Annotated in this window: 22 protein-coding genes and 1 pseudogene; 10 read left to right on the forward strand and 13 right to left on the reverse strand. The window is 74.3% G+C overall.

All coding sequences use genetic code 11. The features are described 5' to 3' along the window. Window positions 1-201 precede the first annotated feature (201 nt). The 4 genes from ACFVS6_RS25665 to ACFVS6_RS25680 all read left to right on the forward strand — a co-directional run bounded on the left by ACFVS6_RS25665 (window position 202) and on the right by ACFVS6_RS25680 (window position 4,061). Complete coding sequence (locus ACFVS6_RS25665; RefSeq protein WP_389707245.1) at window positions 202-960, forward strand: hypothetical protein; 759 nt, start codon at window positions 202-204, stop codon at window positions 958-960. 47 nt (window positions 961-1,007) lie between these two features. Next, on the forward strand, window positions 1,008-2,441 hold the full coding sequence (locus ACFVS6_RS25670) for a VWA domain-containing protein (protein WP_389707247.1): 1,434 nt from the start codon (window positions 1,008-1,010) through the stop codon (window positions 2,439-2,441). Window positions 2,442-2,472: 31 nt separating this feature from the next. Continuing rightward, entirely contained in the window at window positions 2,473-3,063 is a 591-nt protein-coding gene (locus ACFVS6_RS25675) for a HutD family protein (protein WP_389707249.1), read from the forward strand. Window positions 3,064-3,170: 107 nt separating this feature from the next. Further along, complete coding sequence (locus ACFVS6_RS25680; protein WP_389707251.1) at window positions 3,171-4,061, forward strand: RNA polymerase sigma-70 factor; 891 nt, start codon at window positions 3,171-3,173, stop codon at window positions 4,059-4,061. Between the two features lie 18 nt (window positions 4,062-4,079). Here the strand turns inward: ACFVS6_RS25680 and ACFVS6_RS25685 are convergent. Continuing rightward, window positions 4,080-4,220, reverse strand: a pseudogene (locus ACFVS6_RS25685) (OmdA domain containing protein); the annotation flags it as partial. 195 nt (window positions 4,221-4,415) lie between these two features. Here ACFVS6_RS25685 and ACFVS6_RS25690 point away from each other — a divergent pair. Together ACFVS6_RS25690 and ACFVS6_RS25695 are read left to right on the forward strand one after the other, a co-directional pair. Beyond that, on the forward strand, window positions 4,416-4,655 hold the full coding sequence (locus ACFVS6_RS25690) for a DUF6296 family protein (protein ID WP_389707253.1): 240 nt from the start codon (window positions 4,416-4,418) through the stop codon (window positions 4,653-4,655). 65 nt (window positions 4,656-4,720) lie between these two features. Then, the gene (locus ACFVS6_RS25695) at window positions 4,721-5,128 is read left to right on the forward strand and encodes an MmpS family transport accessory protein (protein WP_389707255.1); all 408 of its coding nucleotides are present in this window, start codon (window positions 4,721-4,723) and stop codon (window positions 5,126-5,128) included. A 67-nt stretch (window positions 5,129-5,195) separates the two neighbouring features. Here the strand turns inward: ACFVS6_RS25695 and ACFVS6_RS25700 are convergent, their stop codons facing one another. Next, the gene (locus ACFVS6_RS25700; RefSeq protein WP_389707257.1) at window positions 5,196-5,759 is read right to left on the reverse strand and encodes a DUF4188 domain-containing protein; all 564 of its coding nucleotides are present in this window, start codon (window positions 5,757-5,759) and stop codon (window positions 5,196-5,198) included. A 101-nt stretch (window positions 5,760-5,860) separates the two neighbouring features. Here ACFVS6_RS25700 and ACFVS6_RS25705 point away from each other — a divergent pair, with 101 nt between their 5' ends. Beyond that, complete coding sequence (locus ACFVS6_RS25705) at window positions 5,861-6,505, forward strand: MerR family transcriptional regulator (RefSeq protein ID WP_389707259.1); 645 nt, start codon at window positions 5,861-5,863, stop codon at window positions 6,503-6,505. A 7-nt stretch (window positions 6,506-6,512) separates the two neighbouring features. Here ACFVS6_RS25705 and cynR read toward each other — a convergent pair whose 3' ends face one another. Further along, on the reverse strand, window positions 6,513-7,436 hold the full coding sequence (cynR, locus tag ACFVS6_RS25710) for a transcriptional regulator CynR (protein WP_389707261.1): 924 nt from the start codon (window positions 7,434-7,436) through the stop codon (window positions 6,513-6,515). Window positions 7,437-7,561: 125 nt separating this feature from the next. On the opposite strand from cynR, the gene ACFVS6_RS25715 reads away from it, so the two are divergent. Together ACFVS6_RS25715 and cynS are read left to right on the forward strand one after the other, a co-directional pair. Further along, the gene (locus tag ACFVS6_RS25715) at window positions 7,562-8,131 is read left to right on the forward strand and encodes a carbonic anhydrase (protein WP_389707263.1); all 570 of its coding nucleotides are present in this window, start codon (window positions 7,562-7,564) and stop codon (window positions 8,129-8,131) included. A 151-nt stretch (window positions 8,132-8,282) separates the two neighbouring features. Beyond that, window positions 8,283-8,753 (forward strand): cyanase, encoded by a 471-nt coding sequence (cynS, locus tag ACFVS6_RS25720; RefSeq protein ID WP_389707265.1) that lies wholly within the window; start codon window positions 8,283-8,285, stop codon window positions 8,751-8,753. Window positions 8,754-8,820: 67 nt separating this feature from the next. On the opposite strand, the gene ACFVS6_RS25725 is transcribed toward cynS, so the two are convergent. Next, window positions 8,821-10,095, reverse strand: coding sequence for an amidohydrolase (locus ACFVS6_RS25725; RefSeq protein WP_389707266.1), 1,275 nt, complete (start codon window positions 10,093-10,095; stop codon window positions 8,821-8,823). A gap of 175 nt (window positions 10,096-10,270) precedes the next feature. On the opposite strand from ACFVS6_RS25725, the gene ACFVS6_RS25730 reads away from it, so the two are divergent. Continuing rightward, the gene (locus tag ACFVS6_RS25730) at window positions 10,271-10,444 is read left to right on the forward strand and encodes a thiazolylpeptide-type bacteriocin (protein WP_037917023.1); all 174 of its coding nucleotides are present in this window, start codon (window positions 10,271-10,273) and stop codon (window positions 10,442-10,444) included. A 68-nt stretch (window positions 10,445-10,512) separates the two neighbouring features. Here ACFVS6_RS25730 and ACFVS6_RS25735 read toward each other — a convergent pair whose 3' ends face one another. The 9 genes from ACFVS6_RS25735 to ACFVS6_RS25775 form a co-directional block, all read right to left on the reverse strand. Then, complete coding sequence (locus ACFVS6_RS25735; protein WP_389707269.1) at window positions 10,513-12,474, reverse strand: TOMM precursor leader peptide-binding protein; 1,962 nt, start codon at window positions 12,472-12,474, stop codon at window positions 10,513-10,515. Then, a complete protein-coding gene (locus tag ACFVS6_RS25740) occupies window positions 12,471-13,226 on the reverse strand; it encodes an ABC transporter permease (RefSeq protein WP_281206827.1) in 756 nt (251 codons plus the stop codon). The genes ACFVS6_RS25735 and ACFVS6_RS25740 overlap by 4 nt, the downstream gene beginning before the upstream one ends. After that, window positions 13,223-14,182 carry an ABC transporter ATP-binding protein gene (locus ACFVS6_RS25745; RefSeq protein WP_389707271.1) on the reverse strand — a complete coding sequence of 320 codons (960 nt, stop codon included), beginning with the start codon at window positions 14,180-14,182 and terminating at the stop codon, window positions 13,223-13,225. Before ACFVS6_RS25745 ends, ACFVS6_RS25740 begins: the two co-directional genes overlap by 4 nt. A 145-nt stretch (window positions 14,183-14,327) precedes the next feature. Continuing rightward, complete coding sequence (locus tag ACFVS6_RS25750) at window positions 14,328-15,455, reverse strand: peptidase M50 (protein WP_389707273.1); 1,128 nt, start codon at window positions 15,453-15,455, stop codon at window positions 14,328-14,330. Next, a complete protein-coding gene (locus ACFVS6_RS25755; RefSeq protein ID WP_389707372.1) occupies window positions 15,452-16,525 on the reverse strand; it encodes a lantibiotic dehydratase C-terminal domain-containing protein in 1,074 nt (357 codons plus the stop codon). Before ACFVS6_RS25755 ends, ACFVS6_RS25750 begins: the two co-directional genes overlap by 4 nt. Beyond that, window positions 16,522-19,320, reverse strand: a complete 2,799-nt coding sequence (locus ACFVS6_RS25760; RefSeq protein WP_389707275.1) for a lantibiotic dehydratase — start codon at window positions 19,318-19,320, stop codon at window positions 16,522-16,524. The genes ACFVS6_RS25755 and ACFVS6_RS25760 overlap by 4 nt, the downstream gene beginning before the upstream one ends. Window positions 19,321-19,350: 30 nt before the next feature. Continuing rightward, complete coding sequence (locus ACFVS6_RS25765; RefSeq protein ID WP_389707277.1) at window positions 19,351-20,913, reverse strand: SagB family peptide dehydrogenase; 1,563 nt, start codon at window positions 20,911-20,913, stop codon at window positions 19,351-19,353. A 40-nt stretch (window positions 20,914-20,953) separates the two neighbouring features. After that, complete coding sequence (locus tag ACFVS6_RS25770) at window positions 20,954-22,918, reverse strand: TOMM precursor leader peptide-binding protein (RefSeq protein ID WP_389707279.1); 1,965 nt, start codon at window positions 22,916-22,918, stop codon at window positions 20,954-20,956. Next, the gene (locus ACFVS6_RS25775) at window positions 22,908-25,106 is read right to left on the reverse strand and encodes a TOMM precursor leader peptide-binding protein (RefSeq protein ID WP_389707281.1); all 2,199 of its coding nucleotides are present in this window, start codon (window positions 25,104-25,106) and stop codon (window positions 22,908-22,910) included. The genes ACFVS6_RS25770 and ACFVS6_RS25775 overlap by 11 nt, the downstream gene beginning before the upstream one ends. Between the last annotated feature and the right edge of the window lie 56 nt (window positions 25,107-25,162).

The raw sequence follows: 25,162 nt of genomic DNA on the forward strand, positions 1-25,162 counted from the left end.
CTGTGGGGCGGGGGGGGGTCTCCCTGGTTCCCGGCGTGCCGCGGGGGCGGCGGGGCCGTGGGGCGGGGGCCCCCCCCCTGGGGGGGGGCCCCCCGGCTCGTCGCTGTCCGTACCGTGACCGAAGCGTCACCGCCCCGACCTGCGCAAGCACCCCGCCCCCTTGCTACGTTCTCCCGCACCCGGAGCCCGTAGGAGGCAGCCATGCACGTCGCACCCCGTCTCCTCGCGACCTCGCTCGTGTTGCTGCCCGTGCTGCTGGTGGGTTGCGCCGAATCGGCGACGACGCAGACCACCTCCGCCCCGGCCCCGTCGGCGGGCACCACCGGCCCTGCGTCGACCGGGTCACCGTCCCCCTCCGCCACGGCGGCCGTCACCACCGGCCCTTCCGCTCCCGCCACTGTCGCGGTCACCGCGTCGCCGGCACCGCGTCCGCCCGGCGGCGGTGCCGTGACGACGAGCCCGGCAGCCGCCCCCTCGCCGGTCCCCGCCACCCGCCTGACCATGTCCGTCGACACGCCGGGCGGCCGGATCCGCCTCGTACGGGGCGGCCCGGCCCAGGAGTTCACGCTGACCCTGCGCAACGGCAACACCCGGTCGTACGCACGCCTGTTGCTCACGTTCCAGATGGAGGCCTTCGGCCCGTCCCCCGGCGACCGCCCCGGCCCGGACCGATCCGTCGTGCTCGAACACCGGGACCCGGCGACGGGCCGCTGGAGCCCCGCGGACCTGCGCATTGCCAACGACTTCCGGCCGTACCACCTGTACGAGGGCGGCTCGCCCCTCGACCGGGACGCGGTGCGCACCGAGCGGTACCGGCTGCGCGCCACCTCCGGCGGGCCCACCGGGAGTTCACCGCTGGAGGTCCGTCTCCTCGACACCGACGCCCCGGCCGGCGCGGGCGAGGCGCGCGAGCGGCCGGCCCGGATCTCGCTCCCGCACACCACCCGACGGGCCTCCTGAGCCCCTACCGCTACCTGGAGGGGCACCCTGCGGGCAGACTGTCCGTCGTGACGACACTGAGCAAAGGCGCCAACCTGCCCGTCGCGGCACCCTCCGTCCGCGCCGTCCTCGGCTGGTCCGCCGGACCCGGCGTACCGGACGTCGACGCGTCGGCGCTGCTGTTGACCGGCAGCGGGCGCGTCCGTACCGACGGCGACTTCGTCTTCTACAACCAGCCGAGACACTCCTCGGGAACCGTCCGACACCTCGGCAAGCAACCCGGCGCGGACGCCCTGGAGGTGGACCTGACCGCCCTGGAGGGCGACATCGAGCGCATCGCCCTGTGCGCCTCCGCCGACGGCGGCGTGTTCGGGCAGGTCCCCGGGCTGCACCTGAGGCTGCTCGACGCGGCCTCCGGAGCCGAGCTGGCCCGCTTCGACATGACCGCCGGGCCCGAGACCGCGTTCGTCAGCGGCGAGCTCTACCGCCGGGCCGGCGCGTGGAAGTTCCGGGCGGTCGGGCAGGGCTACGCGAGCGGCCTCGCGGGCCTGGCCACCGATTTCGGGATCACCGTGGACGACGAGCCGCCCGCCGCGGTGGCACCCGCACCCGCCCCGGTGCACCGGCCCGCGCCGGCTCCCACCCCGGCCCGGTCCCCGTACGCGCCCGCCGCGCCGGCCGCGCCCACAGGACCGCCCACCCTGCCCGGCGGACCGCCCACCGAGGCCGCCGTCCGGCTGGTCAAGGGGGAGGAGTGGCTGCCCGTCGACATGCGCAAGCGGCTCTCGCTGCGCAAGCAGCAGGTCGCCGTCAGCCTGAGCAAGGCCGGCGCCACCGGGGTGACCGCCCGGGTGATCCTGGTCCTCGACGCGTCCGGGTCGATGAGCGCCCTCTACTCGCGGGGCACCGTGGCGAACGTCGTGGAACGGATGGCGGCCGTCGCGGCCCAACTCGACGACGACGGCGAGATGCAGGCGTGGACCTTCGCCACGAACCCGGCGCGGTTGCCCGACCTGGCGATCGGCGACCTGCCGGATTGGCTGCGCCTGCACGTGCGCGTGGGCCAGATGAGTCTCTTCGGCCGCAAGAAGCCGCCGAAGGGACTCCAGCCCGGCCAGGTCGACATGCGCGCGGTCGGCTTCCAGAACGAGGAACAGAAGGTCATCGCCGAGGTGCGGGCCTTCGCCCGCACCCAGTCGCCGTCCGTCCCGACGCTGGTGCTGTTCTTCTCCGACGGCGGCGTCTACCGCAACGACGAGATCGAACGGGAACTGCGCGCGGCCGTCGAGGAGCCCGTGTTCTGGCAGTTCGTCGGCCTCGGCCGGGCCGGATTCGGTGTGCTGGAACGCTTCGACACCATGGCCGGCCGCCGCGTCGACAACGTCGGCTTCTTCGCCGTCGACGACATCGACAAGGTCTCCGACCCGGAGCTGTACGACCGGCTGCTGTCCGAGTTCCCGTCATGGCTCCGCGCCGCCCGGCAGGCCGGCATCCTGCGCTGAACGCGCCCCGCCCGAAGGAAGGAACCCCCTCGTGACCACCCCCGCCGGCCTCAGGATCCTGCGCGCCGCCGACCGTACGGCCGTGCCCTGGAAGAACGGCGGGGGAGTCACCCGCGAGATCGCCGCACGGCCCGCGCCGTCCGGGACGGGAGACTTCGCCTGGCGCGTCAGCCTCGCCGAGGTGGATGCCGACGGGCCCTTCTCCGTCTTCCCCGGCGTCGACCGGACGCTCACCCTCGCCGAGGGCGCGGGCATGGACCTCACCGTCGAGGGCGAACACCGCCTCGTGGACGAGCGCTGGGCACCGCGGCACTTCCCCGGCGACCGTCCCACCCACTGCCGGCTCCTCGACGGCCCCGTCGTGAACTTCAACGTGATGTACCGGCGGGACCGTGCCGAAGCCCTGACCGCCGTCGTGCGCGGCGAGTTCGAGCTCACCGTGGCACCCGGGGAGAGTGTCCTCGTCGTCGCCCTGGACGGCCCGGCGACCGTGGACCGCACGGACGAGCAGGCCGGCCCGCCCTCCCGACTCGCCCCGTACGACGCGCTCCTGACCGACGGCCCCCTCACCGCCCTCGTGCGCACCACGGGCCGCGCCGCGCTGGTGCGACTGCGGGCCTGAGGGCCGCGGGGCGGAGTGCGAGTGCGGGCCTGAGGGCCGCGGGGCGGAGTGCGAGTGCGAGGGGGACCGTTGTTGCCGGTGGGAGGACGTGCGGGCACAATCGCCCGGTGACCGAATCCCCGACCGACCAGGACGCCTTCGCCGAGAACCGCAGGCTCCTGTTCGCCACCGCCTACCGGATGCTGGGCAGCGTCGCCGACGCCGAGGACATCGTCCAGGACGCGTGGTTGACGTGGAACAAGGCCGACCGCTCGGACGTCCGCCACCCCAAGGCGTACCTGGTGCGCACCGTGACGAACCTGTCCCTGAACCGGCTGACCTCCGCCCGTGCCGTCCGGGAGGAGTACGTCGGCCCCTGGCTCCCCGAGCCCCTGCTGACGGAGCCGGACGCCGCGCAGGGACAGGAACTCGCCGAGAGCGTGTCGACGGCGATGCTGGTCGTCCTGGAGACCCTCGCGCCCGTGGAGCGCGCGGTGTTCGTCCTGCGCGAGGTGTTCGGCTACTCCCACGGGGAGATCGCCGAGGTGCTGGAGCGCCCGGAGCCGACGGTCCGGCAGATCTCCCACCGTGCCCGCAAGCACGTCCGGGCCGGTCGCCCCCGCTACGACACGGACACGGCGGAGCGCGAACGGATCACGGAGCGCTTCTTGAGCGCCTGCGCCGGCGGCGACCTGAACGACGTCATGGAAATGCTCGCCCCCGACATCACCGCGTGGTCCGACGGCGGCGGCAAGGTCCGTGCCGCGCTCCGTCCGCTGCACGGGCCCGACCGGGTGGCGCGCTGGCTGCTGGGCGTGCTGGCGAAGCCCACCGCGGTCCCCATCAGCACCGTCCCGACCCTGGTCAACGGCGAACTGGGTCTGCTCGTCCTCGCCGGCGACGCCCCCATGGGTGCCGCCACCTTCGACCTGGAGGACGGCCGGATCCGCAACCTCCGTCTGCAGATGAACCCGGACAAGCTCCGCGGTCTGACCCCGCCGGGACCCGACCGGGTGTGACGCCCCACCGGCGCGGGGTCATGGGGATCCCGCGCCGTCCGTCAGGGAGCGCAGGACCCGGGCGAGGCGGGCCCGCCTCGCCCGCGGGGTGAGGGCCTGGAGCAGGGGCAGGATCAGCTGGTGGCGGCCGGTCCTGTCCAGTGCCTCGAACGCCTCCCGGGCCCGGACTTCTTCTTCCCCACCTTGACCCGCACGCCCTCGGCCCGCACCCCCGTGCCGCGCCGGCCCCGGTCGGCCGCTCCACGGCGCCCGTCGGGTCGCCGTGGGGGGCGGCGCCCGCGTGGCCCATCACACCGTGCGGAGCCCGGAGCCGGCCGCCAGCATGGGAGGGCCGGCGGCGACGGGAGTGAGTGGATGAGCGCGGAACGGTACGAGCTGGTGTTTCCCGATCACGACGGGACCGGCCAGGACGTCGTCGTCGTGGACCGCACCGGGGCGAAGGGCCCCGGCGGTCATCCGGTCTACACGGACGCGACCGGCATCGTGCGCGCCGAGATCAGCGACCGGGGCGAGGTCCGGATGCTGGCGTCGGGCGGCCAGCAGGCGCCGCTGCGGCGGGTCGAGGCCCGTCCGCTGCCGGAGGATCCCGTTTGACTTTGCCGGGTCTTTACGATTCCGTACGGGTTGATCACCGGTTTATCGCAAAGGACCCCGTACCCATGCTCCGCCCCGTCCGTACCTCCCTCCTGGCCGCCGCGCTCCTCCTGGGTGCCACCGCCTGCTCCGCCGCCGACGCCGTCGACCAGGTCGACAAGGCCGTGGACGAGACCTACGAGGTGACGTACGAGGTCACCGGCAAGGGTGTGGACTCCATCGAGTTCTCCGCGGGCGGTGGCACCGCCGGCGCGCCGAAGGCGGAGACGGTGTCCGCCCCCGCGCTGCCCTGGACGAAGACGGTCACCCTCCGCGGCATCATGCCGGCGTCGGTGGTGCCGGTCGCGGCTGACGTGACGGGCGGACAGGTGACCTGCCGGATCACCTACAAGGGCAAGGTCATCGCCGAGCAGACCGGGCAGGGCCTCGTGACGGCCGGCGGTTGCGTGGCCGTCTCCCCGATCGTGGGCTGACCGACCGACCGACCGACCGACCGACCGGCCGGCCGACCGGCCCGCGGCGCGGACCCGCGGCAGCGGCTCACCGACCGGCGTACGGTCCGGCCGGTCCGGCCGGGTCGGCCGGGTCGGCCGGGTCGGCCGGGTCGGTGGTGCCGCGGTGGGCGAAGCGGTCGGCGGCGCGGCGGCCGCGGCGCTCGACGGGGAGCACCCCGGTGGCCGCTCCCAGCCCGAAGGGCGGCATGTCCGCGTAGATCGATTCGTACGAGCCCTCGGGCGAGACGTAGGCCTCGTGCCAAATGCCCACGTGTCCGCGCACCTTGCCCGCGCGCTCCTTGCGGTTGACGGCCGCCCACACCCGGTGGTGGAGGGCGTCCGGCGCGGTGGCGTAGGCGTACAACTTCTCCTGGGATTCCCAGTACTGGACCACGTAGTACGTGCGGGGCGACGCCGTCAGCAGCACGTGGCCCAGCAGGCCGCGACCGCGGTCGCGCCTCAGCTCGCGGAGCATCCGGGGCATGGCCGCGAGCACCGGCACCCAATGGTGCGCCGCCCAGAAGTGGTTGATGCGCATCCCGATCAGCAGCACCACGGCGTCGCCCTCGTGGGCGGCGGTGGTGCGGCCGGGAATCGGCTTGGCGAACACGCGACCTCCGGTGGTCCGGGTGGGCGGTGACAGGGTTGGATGGCGGCACCGTCCACGCGCTGGTGGTTAGATAGTGGCGCTCTCCAAGGAAAGGCACAAGGGTGCGGCTGGCCGAACTGAGCGAGCGCAGTGGTGTGTCCACCGCGACGATCAAGTACTACCTTCGGGAGGGGCTGTTGAGTCCCGGCCGCCGGGTCGCGGCGACGACGGCCGACTACGACGAGGGCCATCTGGACCGGCTGCGCCTGGTCCGCACGCTCATCCAGGTCGGCCAGGTATCGGTGGCCGGGGCGCGGGAAGTGCTCCGACACATCGATGACGAGTCCCTGGGTCGCACCATGCGGATGGGGGCGGCCCTGTGGGCGCTCCCGCAGGTTCCCGAACCCGACGAGTCGGACGAGGCCGTCGTCACCGCGCGCCGCGAGGTCGACCGGCTGCTGGAGACGTTGGGCTGGTCCACCGCCCGCGAACTCGCCGACCTCTCGCCGGACCACCGTTCGCTTGTCGTGGCGGTCGCCTCGCTGCTGCGGCTGGGCTACTCCTGGGACGCCGAGCGGATGGCCCCGTACGCCCGGCTCATGCACGAAGTGGCCGTCAGGGACCTGGACTACATCGACACCCGTGCCTCGGACGCGGACATGGCGGAGGCCGCCGTGGCCTCCGCCGTGCTCTTCGACCCCGCCCTCAAGGCGATGCACCGGCTGGCGCAACAGGAGGAGTCGGTACGCCGGTACGGGCTCGACTGACGCCGCGTCACACCCCGTCGGCCGCGTCCCGCGCCGGGGCGTAGCCGCGGGCCAGGACCACCTCCCGGGTCAGGGCGGTGAAGACGCGGGCGGCGGCGCTCAGATAGCCGCCCTCGCGCCGCAACAGGGTGACGGTGCGCGGTGGCAGGGCCGGCACCAGCGGGATCGGGGTCAGCCCGGGATGGTCGTCCGTGATGGCGTCCGGCAGGACGGTGGCCAGCCCGGTCCGCCGCACCAGCTCGGTCAGGGCTTGGACGGAATCCGTCTCGACCGCGATCCGCGGCCGGACCCGGTGCGCGGCGAGGTACGCGTCGATGTGCGTCCGGGTGGCGAAGTCCCCGCTGAGCAGGGCCAGTCGCAGCCCGGCCAGCTCCGCGACGGGCAGCGGGGCCGTCGGTCGGTCGGGGGAGGAGCCGGCGACGACGAGGCCCAGGGTCTCCGTGTGGAGCGGCGCGGCGGCGATGCCGGGCGGGTGGGGGCCCGCGAAGGCGATGCCGAGGTCGAGGGAGTCCGCCAGCAGCCCGGCCTCGATGCGGTCCTGCGGCATCTCCCGCACGTCCACGGTGACGGCCGGGTGGGCCTCGTGGAGGGCCGCCAGCAGCGGGCCCAGCAGGTACGCGGTGAAGGTGGGCGTCATCGCCAGCCGCAGGTGGCCGCGGGACAGGTCGGCGACGTCGTGGACGGCGCGCTCCGCCGCCGCCAGGTCCCGCAGCGCGCGGCGCGCGTGGTGCGCGTAGGCCTCGCCCGCGTCGGTGAGGCGCACCGTACGGCCACCGCGGTCGAGCAGCCGCACACCCACGGCGCTCTCCAGCTGTTTGATCTGCTGGGACAGGGTGGGTTGGGAAATCCGCAGCTCCTCGGCGGCGCGGGTGAAGCTGTGGTGCTCGGCGACCGCGAGCAGGTAGCGCAGGTGACGCAGTTCCGGAGCCATGGAACCAACTATAGATGCCATCGATGGGGTGCATGCGATCTACGTCTTGGACACTATGACCGCAGCTCATGCATGGTGGAACGCGTCAGCCCCACGGGGTGGATCCCAGTACGGAGGGAGTGACCATGCACGATCTCATCGAGGGCGCCGCCCGTTTCCGGCGCGACGTCTTCCCCGCCAAGGCCGAGCTCTTCGCCGACCTGGCGCACACCCACCGCCCGCCCGCCCTGTTCATCGGATGCTCCGACGCCCGTGTGGTGCCGGAACTGATCACCCAGAGCGAGCCGGGTGAGCTCTTCGTCATCCGCACCGCGGGCAACCTCGTACCCGCCCACACCCCGTTCCCGGACGGGGTCGCGGCCGGCATCGAATACGCGGTCTCCGTCCTCAGCGTCACCGAAGCCGTGGTGTGCGGGCACTCCGCCTGCGGAGCCATGACCGCCCTCGCCGAGCGGCACGACCTCAGCGCCGCACCGGCCGTCGCGGGCTGGCTCCGGCACGCCGACGCCTCCCTGGCCCGCAGCTCGGGCGGGCTCGACTCCCTCGTACGGGAGAACGTGCGCGCCCAGCTCGCGAACCTGGCCACCCACCCCTCGGTCGCCCGCGCCCTCGCGGCGGGCACCCTCACCCTGCGCGGATGGGTCTACGACATCCCCACGGGCGCCGTCGAACAGCTCGACCCGGTGGCCGCCTGAGTCTCCCGCCCGACCCGCTCGACCACCCCCGCCCGACCCGCTCGACCCGCCCTACCCGATCGTCCCGCCCGCGACGCCCGTCGCATCCCGCCTCGGGAGAGAGCGCGGCACCGTCGCCGCGACCGCCCCCGTCGAAAGGACACCCCTTCCCATGCCGCACGCCCAGTTCGACAACACCGTCCGCAGCCGCCTCGCCGAGACGGCCGTCGAAGCCAAGATCCGCAAGAACCTGACGTGGCGGCAGATCGCCGATGTCACCGGGCTGTCCGTGGCCTTCGTCACGGCAGCCGTCCTCGGCCAGCACCCGCTGCCCGCCCCCGCGGCCCGGGCCGTCGCCGAACTCCTCGGCCTGGACGACGACGCCGCCCTGTGGTTGCAGACCATCCCCACGCGCGGCGGGGTGCCCGGCGCCCTGCCCACCGACCCGACCGTCTACCGCTTCCACGAGATGCTCCAGGTCTACGGCTCCACCCTCAAGGCCCTGGTCCACGAGGAGTTCGGCGACGGCATCATCAGCGCCATCAACTTCCGGCTGGACGTCAAGAAGGTCGCCGACCCCGAGGGCGGCGAGCGCGCGGTCATCACCCTGGACGGGAAGTACCTGCCGACCAAGCCCTTCTGAGGAGCCGTCGGTGCGCCCGGCGGCCGGGCGGACCCGGCCCGTCACCGCGGACGCGACCCCGGCCGGATCAGTCCCGGCCGGCCCGGTCCCCCCGGGCCAGAACGGTCAGCGCGGCCTCCGTCAGCGCGGTGACCCCCGCCGGGAGGGCCGTACGGACGTCCGGGGCGAAGTCCGGGGCGTGGTTGGCGGGAAGCGCCGCCAGCTTGCCCGCCGCGCCCTCCCCGGGCGCCGCCGCCCAGGCCGCCGGACCGATCGAGCCGAGCATCCAGTAGGCGAGCCGAACGCCCCGCGCCCCGTGCACCTCCAGTCCGGCGTCACCGAACAGCCCGAAGTCCTCCGTCGCGAGCGACGGCGGCCACATCGCCACCCGCTGCGCCCCGAACCGCGCCGTGTGGGCGTCCCGGACCGCCGCCGTCGTCGCCGGATCGGGGTGGGTGACGGGCGAGGCGCGCTCACGGACGATCTCCGGCTCCCGGGGGCAGTCCGAGGCCGCGCACTCGGCGCGGACGATCCGCTCCACCGCCGCGGCCGCCCGGGCGAGCGCCGCCTCCCCGGCCGCCCGCACCGTGATGCCCAGCTCGGCCCGGTCGGGCACGATGTTCGCCCGCTCGCCCGCCCGGAACGAGCCCACGGTGACGGCCACCTGCTCGGAGGGGGCCGCCTCGCGCGCCACCACCGTCTGGAGCCGCGTCACCAGGTGCGCGGCCGTCACCACCGGATCCACCGTCAGGTGCGGCGCCCCCGCGTGCCCGCCGCGTCCGTGGACGACGACCCGGAACGTGACGCTGCCGGCCGTCATCGGCCCGTACCCGTGCGCGACCATGCCCGCCGGCAGCGGCGCCGCGTGCTGCGCCAGCACGGTGTCGGGGCGGCCGACGCGCTCGTACAGCCCGTCCGCGAGCATGGCCCGCGCGCCCTCCAGGGTCTCCTCGGCGGGCTGGCCCACCACGATCAGGGTGCCCTCCCAGCGCGGGGCGTCCGGACCGGCCAGCAGCGAGGCCGTACCGGCGGCCGCGGCCAGGTGCAGGTCGTGCCCGCAGGCGTGCGCCACCTCGCCCTCGCTCGCGTACGGCAGCCCCGTCGTCTCCCGCACGGGCAGCGCGTCCAGTTCCGCGCGCAGCATCACCGTCGGGCCGGCGCCCCGGCGCAGCACCCCGGCCACGCCGTGACCGCCGATCCCGCGGAAGGTCTCGTACCCGTCGGACTCCAACCGGCCGGCGAACCGGTCGGCCGTACGGGCCTCCTCGCCCGACAGCTCGGGATGCCGGTGCAGGTCCAGGTAGAAGGCCGTCAGCGGCCTGAGGAGCGCGGGCAGTCCGGCGTACGCGGAGGTGACGGTCATACCGTTATCCTCGGACACCCGCTCCGACCGCGGACGTCAGGGTGCTGACACTTCATGTCAGCGGTGTGACAGGAAGGGGACAGGTGACTTGACGGTCGGACCGGCTTTGCTGGAGGCACGCCGAAGCACCAAGGCAACGGACACCACCCGGTGACCGCCTACCCAAGGAGTCCCCATGCAGAAGTCGCCTCTGGCCTCGCTCGCCGACGAGATCCTGGAGCTGGAGTCGGAGACCTTCGAGATCTCGGACTACTCGGACGCCAGCGAGGTCGTGCTCGCCGGTTCCACGAGCTGCAGCTCCACCTCGACGTGTTCCTCCACCACCAGCACCACCTCCTGCAGCGCCTGACCCCAGCGCCACACCGATGCCCCGGACCCCGCGCAGGCGGGGGTCCGGGGCATTCGGCGTCGGGCCGGTCAGGGGAAGGGGTGCGGCACCAGGCGGATCTCCTCCCGCGTCAGGTCGGAGTCCCGCAGGCCGGCCCGCCGGGCGGCCGTCCGCAGCCGCGGCATGAACGGCGCCCGTTGGCGCGACCAGCCGAAGTCGATCGGCAGCAACCCCGGAACGACCGCGCAGACCGTCCGCAGCCCCATCGCGCGCTGCTCCGGCGTCGTCTGGTCGACGACGATCACGTCGTGCCCCGCGCCGGTCAACTGCCCCACGCACAGCAGCAGATCATCCCGCAGGTCCCCGCCCGCGGGCCGGAGCGCCGATTCCCACTCCCGGTAGAGGTCCGCCATCGGTGCGAAGCCCGTCGGTTCCAGGTACGTCCGCACGTGCGGGGCCATCGCCGGCAGCCCGTACAGCTGGGCGTGGTCCTTGAGGTGCTTGACCAGACCGAAGTCCCGGCTCATCGCCTCCAGTTCCCCCTGCCGTTCGGCGACCTGGCCCGGCAGGTGCGGGATGTACGTCAGCACCTCCGAGAGGGCCGCCTCCACCGCCGTCGCCGGATCCAGCGCCGCGCCCGCGCCGAAGGAGTACAGGCCCGGGCCGCCGTCGCGCCGCACGGCCAGGCCGGTCACCACGGGGACCGCCAGGTCGACGCGGTTGTCGAAGGCGTGGACGTCGTACCCCTGGAGGGCCGCCCGGTCCACCATCATCCGTACCGCCGGCCCCGGTACGGACGCCAGGTCGATCTCCGTCAGGCGCTGTCCGCCGTACCAGGCGAGCAGGAAGGCGTCCCGCTCGATCAGTTCCAGCAGGGCGCCGAGCAGCGCCTCCTCCAGGCAACTGCCGATGGCGCAGCCGTTGGAGCACTCGAAGACGAAGTTGTCGGACGCGAGCCCGGCGCTGTAGTACGCCAGCCGGGCGGGCACCAGCACCGGTCGGTCGTCGCGCAGGGAATGCCCGTACACCCAGGGGATCGGCCGATCCGGGTCGAAGGGCGAGACCAGCGGGTCGTCGCGGTAGGTCTCCGGCGAGTAGAGGCCGCACTCCGCCGGGTCCAGCGCCCGCTCGCCCAACTCCGCGTACGAGGCGGTGAGCACCGAGGCGCCGGTGCGCCGGTGGGTGCCCGCGTACCGCTCCAGTCCTTCGAGGAAGGCCAGGTCACGGCTGGCCGCGAAGCTGTTGGCCTGACCGCTCCAGGTGACGTCCGTCAGCCCGGCGTAGCCCCGCATGAAGACGCTCCCGGCGACCGGCGCGGTCGTCGGTGAGGTGACGTTGATCCAGGTCCCCCCGCCGAGCACGCCGGTCACCGGATTGGCCAACGCCGTCCGCGGCATCGGGTACGAGGAGGCCTTCCGCAGGCGCTGCGCGCCCGGGGCGGGTTTGGGCCGGGAGGCGGGCGTGAAGGGAGCGGGGCCGTCGGCGCCGCCCGGCCCGCAGTCGGGGCAGAGCGGGTCGGCGGCGAGGGGATACGTCCGCACCTGGAGGGTTTCCAGGTCAAGCCGGGACACCTGGGGCAGGGCCCGGTCGGCGGCCGACGGGCCGGGGGCGAGGACGGGGGAGCCGGGGCCGTGGACGGCGGCGTGCAGGGCCGACGTGGCGTCCAGCGCGTACGGGGACAGCCGGGGCCAGTCCGCGGCGACGGCGGTGACCGGACCGCTGCCCGTCTCCAGCGCGTCCCGCTCGCTCCGGCTGCGCAGCCGCTGCCAGCGCATGGCCAGGCACTGTCCGCAGGCGGGAGCGGAGCCGTCGCCGCCCCACGGGCCGATCAGCACGGCCCGGGCCGTCAGGTGGACGGTGGCACCCGGCCGCACCGCCGCGAAGGGGTCGGCGGCGCGGGGGCCGAGGGCGTCGTGCACGCCGAGGGTGACCACGTGAGGCTCCCCCGGGCCGGAGCCCGCCAGGGCCCCTTCCAGGTGGCGCCGGGCCGTCTCCATGGGGGTGCCGTCATGTGCTTCGGCCCGCACGGGCCTCAACTCGGTCGTCGTCATGACGAGTTGCTCCAGCGGAACGTCTTCAGGCCGATGCCCCCGAACAGCAGGGCGAAGCCGAGCAGCGCGGCGCAGCCGATGCCGATGGCGGACATCGAGCCCGAGCCGGTGAGGGCCCCGGTGGCCGCGTCGTTGAGGTAGCGCAGGGGCAGCACCCGGGAGACGCCCTGCAGCCAGGACGGCATCATGTCGAGGGGCAGGAAGGACCCGGACAGGAACGCCATCGGCACCATCATGCAGTTGGCGATCGCGGCGACGGCCTCGGGCGTGTTGGCGTACGTTCCGACGATCACCCCGATGGCCATGAAGGCCGTGATGCCGAGGACCAGCGCGGGCAGCACCAGCGGCCAACGCCCGTCCAGCTCCAGTCCGAAGCCGGGCAGCATCGCGACGGCCACGAACACCATGGCCTGCACGACGCCGACCACCAGGGCCAGGACGTACCGCGAGGCCAGGACGGTCGTCAGCGGCGTGGGCGTGAGCCGGATCAGGCGCAGCAGGTCGTCGCGGCGCCACTGCATCAGCGTGAAGGCGATCCCGAAGACGGCGGCGTTGGCGACGCCCCACGACATCACGCCGGGCGCGATGTACGAGATGTACGGGCGGCCGCTCTCCTCCACGTCCTGGCCGCTGAAGATCAGGCCGAAGACGACGAGGAAGAGGAGGGGGAAGGCGAAGGTGAAGAAGAGGGTCGCCTTGTCCCGGACCTGGGCCCGGTAGCCGGCGGCGGTCAGTGCCGTGTATGCGCTCATGCCCGGTGCTCCGTGGTGTGTGCGGTGGTGTGGCCCGTGGTGTGGCCGGTGAGTTCCAGGTAGACGTCCTCCAGGGTCGCCGTCCGGGTCATCACCCCGTCGAGTCCGGTCAGGGCGTCGACGGCCTGGAGGACGCGGCCGGGTGCGGAGGTTTCCAGCACCATCGATCCGCCCTGTTCGGTGACCCGGTCCACGCCGGGCAGCGCGGCGGCCTCGTCCGGCGCGATCCGGCCGGCCGGAACGAGCAGTCGGGCCGGCGCGCCGGCGGCGCTGACCAGTTGGTGCGGGGAGTCGAGGGCGGCGATGCGGCCGGCGACCAGGATGGCCACCCGGTCGCACAGGGCCTCGGCCTCGTCGAGGTGGTGGGTGGTGTAGACGATGGTGCGGCCCTCGCCCTTGAGGGCGCGCAGCACCTCCCACAGGTCGCGACGGGCCTGCGGGTCGAGCGCGGCCGTCGGCTCGTCGAGGAAGATCAGCTCGGGGTCGTGGACGAGGGCCGAGGCGATGGCGAGCCGCTGGCGCTGCCCGCCCGAGAGGTTCTCGACCATCACGTCGCGCTGCTCGGTCAGCCCGACCGTCTCCAGGGTGCGGTCGGCGGCGGCCGCGTCCTTGCGGTAGAGCCCGGCGACGGTGGCCAGGTGCTCGCGCGCCGACTGCCGGACGAAGAAGGCCGAGGCCTGCGTCTGGACGCCGATGCGCGGCAGCAGGGCCGTGTCGCGGGGCCAGGGGCTGTGGCCGAGCACCTGGACCGTGCCCGAGTCTGCCTGGCGCAGGCCCTCGATGATCTCGATGAGGGTGGTCTTGCCCGCACCGTTGGGGCCGAGCAGGCCGAAGAACTCGCCACGACGCACGTCGAGGGAGATCCCGTCCACGGCCTGGCGGTCGCCGTAGCGCTTGCGGACCTCGTGGACGGAGACGGCGGGGGATTCGGGCGGTGGGGTGTGGTGAGTCGTCATGGGCGGTGCGGTTCCCTCGGTGTCGGGACGTGTGTCGGGCGGGAGGTCGGAACGGTGGAGCGGTCGGTGACGGGGGACGGAGGAGGGGAAGGGGACAAGTGGGCGGGAGGGGGACGGAAATGGGGACGGAGGACGGGGCGCGAGGTCAGGGGCCCGCGCGGCCGATGGCCAGGAGCACGGCGGTCACCGCCGCCCCGGCGAGGAGCAGGACGAGCACGGCCGAGCCGATCACGTAGCCGAGGTAGATCCGGCGGGCCCGCGCAGGGTAGGCGGCCGCCGCCGACCGGTCGCGCAGCCGCAGCCGCAGGTAGGCCGAACCGGCCGGTGCCAGCCGGGTCACGCGCAGGGCGTGCCCGAGGATCGTGTAACCGTCGAGCGGCGGCAACGGAACCAGGTTGACCAGGGCCTGCGCACTGCCGAGCAGCAGGAGCGCGCCCAGCACCCGGCCGGTCGCGTCACCCGGCGGCAGGGCCGTCCACCAGGCGAAGAAGGGCAGCAGGAACAGCAGGTTGGCGAAGGCGCCCGCTCCGGCCACGGCCAGCTGGTCCCGACGGCGCCGCAGGTAACGGTAGTTGTCCACGGTGCAGTACATGATCGCGACGGGCAGCCGCCAGCGCAGCCCGATCTCCCCGACCGTCCCCCCGACGTGGCGGGCCGCGACCCCGTGTGCGAACTCGTGCACGGCCGTACTGAGCCACAGCAGGCTGGCCACCGCCACGAGCGGCACCGGCCGACCCAGCAGCCACCACAGGTCACCGAGGAGACGGCCGGCGGAGGCCGCGAGGACGCCCTCGACGGCCAGGCACACCAGCAGCAGGAGGCCCAGGACGACCGGCCGCAGCACCGGTCGCAGGAACGCGTGCAGCCGGGCCGTCGTCGCGTCGGCGTCGGCGACCAGCCGCAAGGTCCCCTTCAGCAGGGTCCCGGTGCGCTGCGGGCCCGGTCCGGCCGCCGGACCCGGGTCCGGGCCGCCGGCGAGCAGCCGGCGGCTGCCGAGCAGCCCCAGCAGTTGCTTCCAGTTGCCCTCGCCGAGGCGCCGCCCGAAGGCCTCCCCGTAGGCCTCGCCGATCTCCGCCAGGCTGCGGGACCCGTCCAGGCGCGAGACCAGGAAGTACTCCTTCGGCCCGATCTCGAACGAGGCCCCGGACCTCGGGTCCTTGACCAGGTGCACGACCGCGGGGCCGTTCAGCAGAGGCGGCGACAGCAGGATCCCCGCCCGCAGCGCCGGGCGGTGCTCCAGCATCCCGGAGGGCGCGGGCGACGGGGAGCTCACGACCCGACCGCCCCGGCCGCCGCGCCCCCGGCGGAGCCCGTCGCGGCGGCCTCGCCCTCGCGCAGGACCCGACCCAGCAGGTGCGCCAGGTAGGCCTCGTCACGGATGGTCACGTGCAACCGGTTGTTGGTCATGTGCATGTACGGGGACAGCAGCAGCGGGAGCGCCACCGCCGGGTCGGTCACCTTCTCGTCCCGGGAGCCGTCCCAGGACCGGAACACCAGCTCGCCCGAGACGGCGAGGGCCTCGGCCCGCCGGCGCAACTCCCGGCAGTGCTCGGCCCAACCAGCGAGGAACCCGGGCAGCCGTCCGGTCTCACCGGAGCCGACGGCCTCCAGCACGGCGGCGAAACGACGCCCGAGGCCCGGACCCGTCTGCGCGTAAGTGCGGTCGTACTCGGCCGACCCGATGAACCCGGTGCCGGGGAACGCCTGGTGCCAGAACTGGTAGTACCGGTCGAGGTAGCCGCCCAGTTCCTCCCGGTCGGGCAGGAACACCCCGGCCATCACCATCATCAACTGGGCCGAGGTACCCAGCAGGACCGTGCGCACGTGCAGGTTCATCCCGCCCAGCGCCTCCATGACCAGGTCGCTGGAGTGCGCGAAGTGCCACTCCGCCAGCTCGATCCCGGCCGGACCGCCGTACTTCCCGTACTCCGGTTCGTACGGCTCCCAGCTGTAGGAGTTGTTGGGCCGCAGGTTCATCCTGCCGTCGGCGCCCATGAAGGCGGCGCGGTCGCCCTCGGGGAACTCGATGTCGAACAGGGTGTTGTAGAACTCGTTGAGGAAGCCGGAATCCACCTCGTAGAGGGCCGGCCGGGCCTTGAGGAACGCCGACACCGCCTCCTGGGCGCGGCGACGGACCTCCGGCTCCGCCTCCGGGCGCACCGGACGCAGCCGCAGCCGCACGTGCGGCCCCTCCAGCCAGTAGTTGATGAAGAAGTGCCCGGCCAACAGCCCGTCCTCGGTGAGCGAGGCGATCAGCGGGCGCACGCAGTTGACCAGCAGCGGCTGCGGATTGGCGGCGTAGAAGACGTGCATCGCCTGCCACGCGCCGCGCGTCGGGGTCATCTCTGACATCGGGGACCGTCCTCCGGGCTCGGGATGATTGCGTTCGTGGTCGTCGTGAAGGTCTCCACGGCGAGTTCGGCGACGTGCTCCCCGCGCGCCGAACGGGTCTGCAGGCCGCCGGGATCCGGGAGCATCTCGCGGAAGACGACCCGGTGGCCGGGCTCCCGCAACAGCGGCTCGAAGGCGGCCAACGACAGCAGGCTCGCGAAGTCCACGTACTGGGGTTTGGCGCCGAGCGCGGACGGGCCGGCCGACACCGTCGCGAAGACGCGCTCCGGAAGCCCGTGCGCACGCCGCCAGCGCTGCCACTCCAGGAAGTGCGCCGCGTCCCGCGCGCCGTGCGCCGGCAACTCGCCGGCCGTCGTGCTCCAACTGCGCCGGCTCAGGACCAGGTCCCCGTGCACCACCCGGGGCCGCCCGCTCACCCCGCCGTGCGACGCGGCCTCGGGCACGCCCGCCCAGACGTCCAGCGGGGACATCGACGACGGCGACAGCAGCAGCAGGGTGCGCGGTACGGCTGGCAGGGCCAGCGGCACCAGGTAGCCCAGGTAGACCGGGATCACCTCCACCCCGAGCCGACGCGAACGCAGCACGACCCGTCCCGTGGCCGGCACGTGCTCCGCGTACAGGTCGTCGAGCCGCAGCAGCCGCTCCTCGGGCAGGGTGCCGCTCTCGCCCGGGCAGACGATCTCGTAGTCCGTGAGGCGCCCGTGCAGGTTCAGGTTGGTGGTGACCGGACCCCCGGTGACCTCGGCGAACACCGCTCCGGAAGGGGTGACCTCGGTGGCGGTGGCGCGCAGCTGCCCGTCGAGCGCGGCCCGTCCGTCCTGCTCCTCGTAGACGTGGGTGAACCGGCTGAAGGGGAAGGACAGACCGCCGTAGGAACGGTTCAGTACGGTCAGTCGCCCGCCCGTACCCGGGTCGCGGGCGAACTGGAGGTGGTGGCAGCGCGGGGCGAACCCCGGCACCACCGACTCCAGCTCGGTCGCGACGGCCGTCATGTCGGCCTCCAGCAGCTGGAGTTCGCCCCCGCCGTGTTCCTCGTACGCCGCCCAGTGCTCCCGCATCCGGCCGACGAAGGCCCGCCGCGCCGCGTCCAGGGCCCGGATGCCCGGCAGACCGAGCCAGTTCTCCTCCGGCACGTACTCGCCCTGCGCGTCGAAGGGGGTGCGCCGGGCCGAGAACGACAGGTACTGGTCGAAGAAGTCCTCGTGGAAGTCGTGGACCAGTCCCAGCAGGTCCTCGCAGCGACCGCCCTGACCGTAGCGGGCGGTGAAGAACCCCTCGAAGGTGATCCGCTGCGCGAGGGTCAGGTCGAACGCGGGCAGGATCCGCTCCACCGAGCGCAGCGCACCGCCCCCGGCCCCCGCCCACGCGGGCCGTCGCGCGGTGAGGTCACGGCCCGCGCTGACGTCCTCGTACACCAAGGTCTGCGGAAGCGGGGTGTCCGGCGCCGCGCCCAGTTCCTCCTGGGCCCGGCGCAGACCCGCGCGCAGCGCCGGCAGGAGCTCCGCGCGCTCGTCCCGCTCCGCCCGCGGGTAGCGCTCCAGCACGCGGGCGGGCTCCTCCAACAACTCCGCGAGGTGGTCGGCCCAGGGCCGCTCCAGCCCCGTCAGCGACCGCTGGAAGGCACGCAGCGGATCGCCGCCGTGCACCTCGGTGTCCAGACAGGGCACCCGGACCATGCCGAGTTGCAGCAGGGCGCCCACGTAGGCCTCGCACTCGGCCGGTTCCGCGTCGTGCTCCCGCGCCAGCCAGTCGGCGAGCTCCTGGTGGCGCAGGTCGCCCCCGCCCGGCTGCTCGGCCCGTTCCGCGAACAGGGCCAGCAGCCGGTCCAGGGTGCCGCTGCGGCGCAGGAAGAACAGTCGGTCCTTGACGGCGTCGAAGGTGACCGCGGCCGCGTCGTCGCCGGCCGTGACCTGTCGGCGCACGTACCGGATCCGATCGTCCTCGCGACCCCAGCCCGAGGCCGGCCGCAGCGGCAGGTCCCGCCGGCGCACCGGGTCGGCGAGGATCAGCTCGGCGAGCCGCGCCAGTACGACCACGTTGAGCCGGACGTGGCTCTCCCACCGGTCCTCGACCCGGACCCCGTCCGCCGGGTCATCCGCCGCCGGCTCCCCGTCGGTGAAGCGGCCCGTCGCCACCCCGGTGAAGGTGCTGAAGGGGCTGGTCTTGCAGGCGGTGCGGTAGAGGTACGAGAGCACGGACCGTTCCGCCTTGCGCGCCCGGCCCCCGGGCACGCGGCCCGCCGCGGTGGCCGCCGCGTAGGCGTCGAGCTGCCCCTCCAGGACCGGGGAGGCCAGCAACAGCCCGTGCCGCAGCCGCTCGTCACCGAGGAGCTCCCGCAGCGCCTCCCGGCCCCGGCCCAGGTCGGCCGCCAGCAGCGGCTCGCCCTCCGCCAGCAGCTTCTCCAGTTCGCGCAGCCGGTTCAGCCAACCGGCCAGCCGCTCGCCGACGGCGTCCGCGTCCGGCCCGCCCAGGGCCGCCACCGTGCGCAGCGCGGCGTCCGGGTCGGCCGGCAGCCTGCCGTTGTGGATCTGCCGGCGCAGCTTCAGCAGGTCCCGGCGCAGCGCCGCGCCCGGCCCGCCCGGCTCCGGGTCGGTGGCGCCGACCGCGCGGTGCAGGACCTCGCTCAGGCACTGGGCGTCCGTGCGCAGCACCTCCTCGGCCGCGAGGACGTCGGCCGCCCAGCGGCCGGTGTCCGGACAGCGCAGCGCATCGGCCGCGGACAGGGGCAGGCCGGCCACGCGCAGCATGAAACGATCGCCGGCGTGCCATTGGGTGGTGGTGTTCATCCTGGTCTTCCTGCTTCTCTCGTCGCCCGCTCAGGCGATCTCGTGGCGGAAGTCGGCGGGCTGCGGCCGCTCGTGACCCAGCAGCATGATCAACAGCGGGGCCTCGTCGGTCTCCGTCAGCCCCAACTGCTCGCGGTAGGCGATGTTGTCGAAGCCGAGCGCCACGCCCGCGCCGAGTCCCTGCGCGGAGGCGGTGGTGTAGAAGGTCTGCGCGACGGCCCCGACGGCGGCGCCCACCAGTCGGTAGCCGCGGTCGCCCACGGCGTCGAGGACGGCGGTCGTACGGACGGTGGGCACGAGCACCGCGCCGGCCTGCTCCAGGTTGTAGTTGGACAGGAAGTAGTTGCTCTGGAGGAAGGGGCCGGGCGCTCCCGGCACCACCAGCCGTAGGGCGTGGGCCCGCGGGTCGTAGGCGTAGCTGCCCGGCGCGATCCCCTCGACGTGGTTGACGAACACGTACAGGGAGGTGAGCCGGGGCCCGTCGGGGCCCTCCGCCTCACTGCCCACCACGGTCGCGGCGCAGTCCGCCAGGGCGGCGGCCAACCCCTCCGCCGGCAGCGGCCGGGTCGCGTCGAACCGGCCGAAACTGCTGCGGCGGGCCCGCAGCGCGTCGGCCACCGGCAGTCCGGCCGCCGCCGGCGCGGGCAGCGCCACCGGGTCCGTGCCGCGGGGCGGGTACGCGGCCGCCGCGTCCAGGGCGCCGGGTGCCGGACGGTCGGCGGCGTGCCCGAGGGTCGCCCCGTGGATCCGCCGCAGCGTCTCGAAGGCGATCACCTCACGGGAGCGTTCCGCGTCCCGGTGGCGCACCCGCGGCCGTTCGGCGGGGACGGTCGCTCCTTCGTCCCCGCCGGACGGCGCCCCGCCCTCCCACTCCAGCGGGACGACCGCGAAGACGCCCTCCTCCTCGGGGGCCACGCCCAGCAGTCGGGCCAGCCGCTCCTCGTCGAACCAGAGCGCGGGCGCGATCCGCAGCCCGTGCTCCCGGGCCCACAACCGCCAGGTCTGGAGCACCGTACCGATGTCCATGCTCACGGCGTGGAAGGAGAAGCTGTTGTACTTGAACGCGTTCTGCCAGTACTTGACGCTCAGCACCAGGTACTGCGAGGCGCCCTCCGGGCCCCCGCCGAGCGCCTCGCGGACGTCACCGGTCACGTCACCCGTCAGCAGCCGACGCAGCCCGTGCTGGTGCGGCGCGTAGTGGTACACCCCGGGCGTGAGCGGGCCGCCCGGGCCGGCCGCCCAGTACACCCCGACCGGGTAGAGCCCGCCCCCCGAGGAGGTGCCCCGCGACCAGTTCGCCTGCGTGTAGTGGGGGAGCGCCGCGAGGTCGGTGTTGGCCTGCACCCCCAGCCGGCGTCCGCTCAGCCCGTACGAGTCCTGGAGCATCCCGGACAGCAGCGGCAGGCTGAACCCGTCGGCCGCCCTCGCGGGATCCACCGCGCGGACGGGCTCCGGCAGCGGCAGGGTCTCCGCCTCCGGGTAGAACTTGGCCTTGCGGGGACGGTCGGACCAGTCGGGCACGAAGTCGACGGGCTCCATCGGGATCCGGCCCCGGTGCATGATGGCGCTGGCGTAGTCATGGGCGTAGCCCACAAGTCCTCCTCGGTTCATGTCGGACACGACGGCTGCCGGGTCAGGGGAAGGGGTGCGGGGCGGGGTTCAGGTCGGCGGGCTCCAGGTCCCGCTCCCGCAGTCCCGCCTCGCGCAGCGCGGTCCGCAGCCTCGGCATGCCGAGCGCCCGCTGCCGCGACCAGCCGAAGTCGATCGGCAGCAGCCCGGGCACCAACACGCTCACCGTGTGCAGGCCCAGCGCCCGCTGCTCCGGCAGCGTCTGGTCGACGACGACCACGTCGAAGCCCCCGGCGGCGACGGCCCGAACGCACCGGTCCAGGTCCTCACGGACGTCGGACGCCACGCCCCCGGGAGGGGCCAGCGCCGACACGGGCCGCAACGGCCCACCCGTCCCGCCGCGCAGCAGGAAGTCCGCGTGGGCGCCCATCTCCGGCACCCCGTACACCAACGGGTGGTCGTGCAGCGCGGTCACCAGGTCGAAGTCGGCGGCCATGGCCCGCAGCCGCTCCTCGTCCCGCTCGGTGCGCCCGGCCAGGTTCACCGCGTCCGTCGCGATCTCGCACAGCGCCGAATCCAGCGCCGACTCCGGGTCCAGCCCGGCACCGGCCCCGAAGCACATCCGCCCCGGCCCGCCGTCGAAGCGTTCCGCGACGGCGGTCACCACCGGGATCGGGAAGCTGATCCGGGTGTCGAAGAACCGCGCCCGGTACCCGTACAGCGCGAGCCGGTCGACCATGGCCCGGGTCGACGCCCGGGAACTGGTCGTCGGGTCGATCTCCGGCAACGGCTGGCGCCCGTACCAGGCGAGCAGGAAGGCGTCGCGCTCGACGACCTCCATCAGCCCGAAGTAGCAGGCCTCGGCGGCGCTGCCGCCCGAGGCGCACCCGTTGGAGCTCTCCTGGACGAAGCGGTTCTCCAGGCCGGGCGCGTGGTAGTACGTCAACACCTCCGGAACCAGGCGCGGCTCCCGGTCGCGCAGCGACCACCCCCACACCCACGGGATCGTCCGGTCGGGATCGAACGGGCGGACCCTCGGGTTGTCCCGGTGGAACGCGTCGCTGTACAGGCCCACCGAACGCGGATCGACCGCCGCCGCCCCGAACTCCCGCAAGGAACCGGTCACGCTGGTCGTACGGGACCGCGCGCGCATGCCCGCGTACCGCTCCAACCCCTCCAGCACCCCGACGCGGGCGCTGCGGTCGAAGGTGTCGGTGTGCCCGCCCCAGAACGTCTCGCGCAGGTACTCGCCCGAACGCATCGAGAAGCAGCCGATGGTCGCCGAGGTGGAGGTCGAGGAGACGTCCTGCACCAGTGAGGGACCCAGGGCCCCGCACAGCGGGTTCGCGAAGGCGGCGACGTCGATGTCGTACGCCTCCACGGGCCGGGTGCGGAACGCCCCCGGCCGGTACTTGGGCGCGGGCTCCGGAGCGAACTCGACCGGCGCGTCCACCGTGGGCGCGCCGCATACCGGGCACTCCGGGTCGGGCACCAGCGGGTAGCGCCGGACGGCGCCGCCGCGCAGGTCCAACAGCCGCACCTCGGGGAACACCCCGCCGGACGGACCGGAGCCCTCGGGGGCGCCCCCGTCGGCCCGGGACACGACGAGCGAGACCAGCGCCGCCAGCGCGTCGGCGGCGAAGGCGTGCGCGTACGGCCACTCGCCCGCCGGCAGGGTCCCCCCGCCCAATTCCAGCGCGTCCCGCAGCGCGACGGACCGCACGGCCTGCCAACGCCGCTCCAGGCACCGGGCGCACCCGGGCCCGCCCGCCGCGGGAGCGAGCGGACCGACCACGGCCTGGTGGCCGTACAGACCCACCGGCACGCCGTCGTCGTCCGCCCCGGCGGCCGGCGCCGGAGCCGTGAAGGCGTTCCGCAGGCCGAGCACCGACAGGGCCACCGGCGGCCCGTCCAGGGCCGCCAGGGACCGCTCCAACAGGGCGGCGAACCGCCCTGCGGCGTCCGCCCCGAGCCCGTCGGCGACGCGGGCCCCGACCCGCACCAGCGGGCGCCGGCCGTTACGCGTCATCGCCCGGCTCCCGCACCGTCGCGAGCAGCACCCGCACCGTGTGGATGCCGACCCGGGCCAGCTCCGGCGAGCCCGTCACCGCGACGTGCGCGTCGAGCCCGGCCGCCGCGAGCCGCTCCAGCACCCCGTCCCACGCGAGCGGGGGCTCGGTGTCCAGGGGGCGGGCCGCACCCGACACCGCCAGGGCCCGGGCGTCGAGGTCGCGCAGCAGCGGATCCCCGGTGTCGGCCGGCAGGCCGCCGCGCGACCCGTCCGCCTCGTACTGGGCCACGCCCAGCAGCTCCCGCAGGGCGGCGACGGCCGCGGTGCGCCGGTCCAGGCCCTCGCCGAGAGCCCAGCGTGCGCCCGACCGGGCCAGCAGCACCTGCACCCCGCTGCGCGCCCCCTCACCGAGGTCCAGCAGCTCCGGCTCCATCCCCAGCCGGTCCGCCGACCTTACGAGGAAGCCGAGTTCGGCGTCATCGCCGTCCGGATCCGGCAGCGGAACCGAGGTCGCGGCGGCGCCCCGTACGGCCCTGATCAGGGCGGCGTGGCCCAGCGCCGACAACAGGCCCGCCGCGGCGGCGTCCGCGGGGGAGGGGCCCGCTCCCGCCCCGGCCCGGGTCCGCTCGAAGAGCCGCCCGGCGTTGTGCGGGCCGAACGGCCGCACCGCGCCGGCCGGAACCAGGACGGGTTCCTTCGTCAGCAGGGAGAAGGCCCGCTGGAGCACCTCGACCCCACCGGGGATCCCGCTGGACGTGGCGAGCGCGGAGGAGGGCACGACCTGCTCGTCCCCCGCGTCGGTGACGAGTTCCCGCGCGGGCACCACGTGCTCGGCGTGGACCAGGGCCGCCGCGTCCAGGGCGCGCATCCGGGCCCCGGCCACGTGGTGGATGTCGAAGGCGGCCACCGCGCGCGGTCCGGCGTGCCCGATGCCCAGCTCCACGACCCCGAGCTTCAGCGGGATCTGCGTCAACTCCTCGTCCGCGTACCGGGTGAACACCCCGGCGAGCGGCTGCACCACGGCGGAGCGCCGGTTGAGTTCCGCGACGAGGTCGTCCGCGTCACGGGCGGTCTCCAGCGTCGGCAGCGCGGGCGTGTCCGTGCTCCCGGCCGCGGCGAGGTCGATCGGCGCGGCAGGTTCCCCCTCAACGCAGAACGGGCAACGGGGGTGCGGGAACAGGGGTTCGGCCGCCACGTCCAGGGAGGCCGTGTCCTGGACGAGGAGCCGCCCGGCGGTCTCGGCCGGCAGCGCTCCCGACGTCGCGCGGAACACCTCGTACCCGAGCAGGTTCCCGATCATCGCGGCCTGCGGCCGGCCCGGCACGGGACCGGCGGCCGGCGCCGCGTCCGGCAGCGCCAGGGAGCTCCACAGCTCGGCCGCCCCCGCACCGCCGCGCGCCGCGCCCAGGCGCAGCGCCGCACACGCCCAGCAGCCGGCGGTGCCCCGGGTCATCAACGGGCCGACGACGCAGTCGTCCCCGTACGACCAGGCCGGCAGCAGGGTGCGCCCCTCGGGTATGCCGGCGCGCAGCAGCGGGAGGAGCCGGCCCGGAGCGGCCGCCCCGCCGGTCACCACGACGAAGTCGTACCCCTCCAACCGGTCCCAGTCGAGCGCATCCCGCGCGTCGGGCAGGGTGCGGACGTCGACGGGGGCACCGTCCGCCCGGGCCTCCTCGGCCTCGGCGAGGATCCCGGCCGGGTCCAGTCCGGGCAGCAGGCCGATCTCGGCGCATCCGTTGCGGACCAGGCTCAGGGCGCACCAGTGGGCGACCCGGTCCTCGCCGAGGACGGCGACGCGGGTGCCGCGGAACCGCAGGAAGCGGGCCTCGGCGTCGTCGGCGTAGTGGTCGGCGTAGGCGATCTGCGGGGCGAACCGGCGCGCGACGTCCGGGTCCGGGGCGGCGGACGCCGCGGGCCCCGGTTCCGCGACCGATCTGGCGAAGTCCCTCTCGTACAGGGTCTTGACGAGGTCGCCGACCATCGCGCGCTGGGGTTCGCCCAAGCCCTGACAGAGATCGGCGACGGAGTGCTCGCCGGTCAGGTGCGGGACGATCAGCGTGGCGAACCGGTACGCCGCCTTGGCGTTCAGACGGAACCCGCCGTCGGAATTGTGGAACAGCACACCCTCGGGTGTCTGCGTGAAGAGCACGTCCCGGCGGATCCGGGGTCGGGACGTGGCGACGGCTTCGTAGCTGGCTTGAGACATGGAACACCTCTGATTGCGGTCTGTCGGGACGGTGATGCGAGGTGGGAAATGCCGTT

The organism is Streptomyces sp. NPDC057939, assembly GCF_042887545.1.
Lineage (GTDB): Bacteria > Actinomycetota > Actinomycetes > Streptomycetales > Streptomycetaceae > Streptomyces.

What these genes read in the sequence shown, in the direction of transcription:
- ACFVS6_RS25715 (WP_389707263.1), top strand. Translation starts at nt 7,562, where the DNA reads ATGCACGATCTCATCGAGGGCGCCGCCCGTTTCCGGCGCGACGTCTTC.
- ACFVS6_RS25725 (WP_389707266.1), bottom strand. Translation starts at nt 10,095, where the DNA reads ATGACCGTCACCTCCGCGTACGCCGGACTGCCCGCGCTCCTCAGGCCG.
- ACFVS6_RS25745 (WP_389707271.1), bottom strand. Translation starts at nt 14,182, where the DNA reads ATGACGACTCACCACACCCCACCGCCCGAATCCCCCGCCGTCTCCGTC.
- ACFVS6_RS25775 (WP_389707281.1), bottom strand. Translation starts at nt 25,106, where the DNA reads ATGTCTCAAGCCAGCTACGAAGCCGTCGCCACGTCCCGACCCCGGATC.
- ACFVS6_RS25740 (WP_281206827.1), bottom strand. Translation starts at nt 13,226, where the DNA reads ATGAGCGCATACACGGCACTGACCGCCGCCGGCTACCGGGCCCAGGTC.
- cynR (WP_389707261.1), bottom strand. Translation starts at nt 7,436, where the DNA reads ATGGCTCCGGAACTGCGTCACCTGCGCTACCTGCTCGCGGTCGCCGAG.
- ACFVS6_RS25695 (WP_389707255.1), top strand. Translation starts at nt 4,721, where the DNA reads ATGCTCCGCCCCGTCCGTACCTCCCTCCTGGCCGCCGCGCTCCTCCTG.
- ACFVS6_RS25760 (WP_389707275.1), bottom strand. Translation starts at nt 19,320, where the DNA reads ATGAACACCACCACCCAATGGCACGCCGGCGATCGTTTCATGCTGCGC.
- ACFVS6_RS25770 (WP_389707279.1), bottom strand. Translation starts at nt 22,918, where the DNA reads ATGACGCGTAACGGCCGGCGCCCGCTGGTGCGGGTCGGGGCCCGCGTC.
- ACFVS6_RS25690 (WP_389707253.1), top strand. Translation starts at nt 4,416, where the DNA reads ATGAGCGCGGAACGGTACGAGCTGGTGTTTCCCGATCACGACGGGACC.
- ACFVS6_RS25665 (WP_389707245.1), top strand. Translation starts at nt 202, where the DNA reads ATGCACGTCGCACCCCGTCTCCTCGCGACCTCGCTCGTGTTGCTGCCC.
- ACFVS6_RS25730 (WP_037917023.1), top strand. Translation starts at nt 10,271, where the DNA reads ATGCAGAAGTCGCCTCTGGCCTCGCTCGCCGACGAGATCCTGGAGCTG.
- cynS (WP_389707265.1), top strand. Translation starts at nt 8,283, where the DNA reads ATGCCGCACGCCCAGTTCGACAACACCGTCCGCAGCCGCCTCGCCGAG.
- ACFVS6_RS25755 (WP_389707372.1), bottom strand. Translation starts at nt 16,525, where the DNA reads ATGACCCCGACGCGCGGCGCGTGGCAGGCGATGCACGTCTTCTACGCC.
- ACFVS6_RS25735 (WP_389707269.1), bottom strand. Translation starts at nt 12,474, where the DNA reads ATGACGACGACCGAGTTGAGGCCCGTGCGGGCCGAAGCACATGACGGC.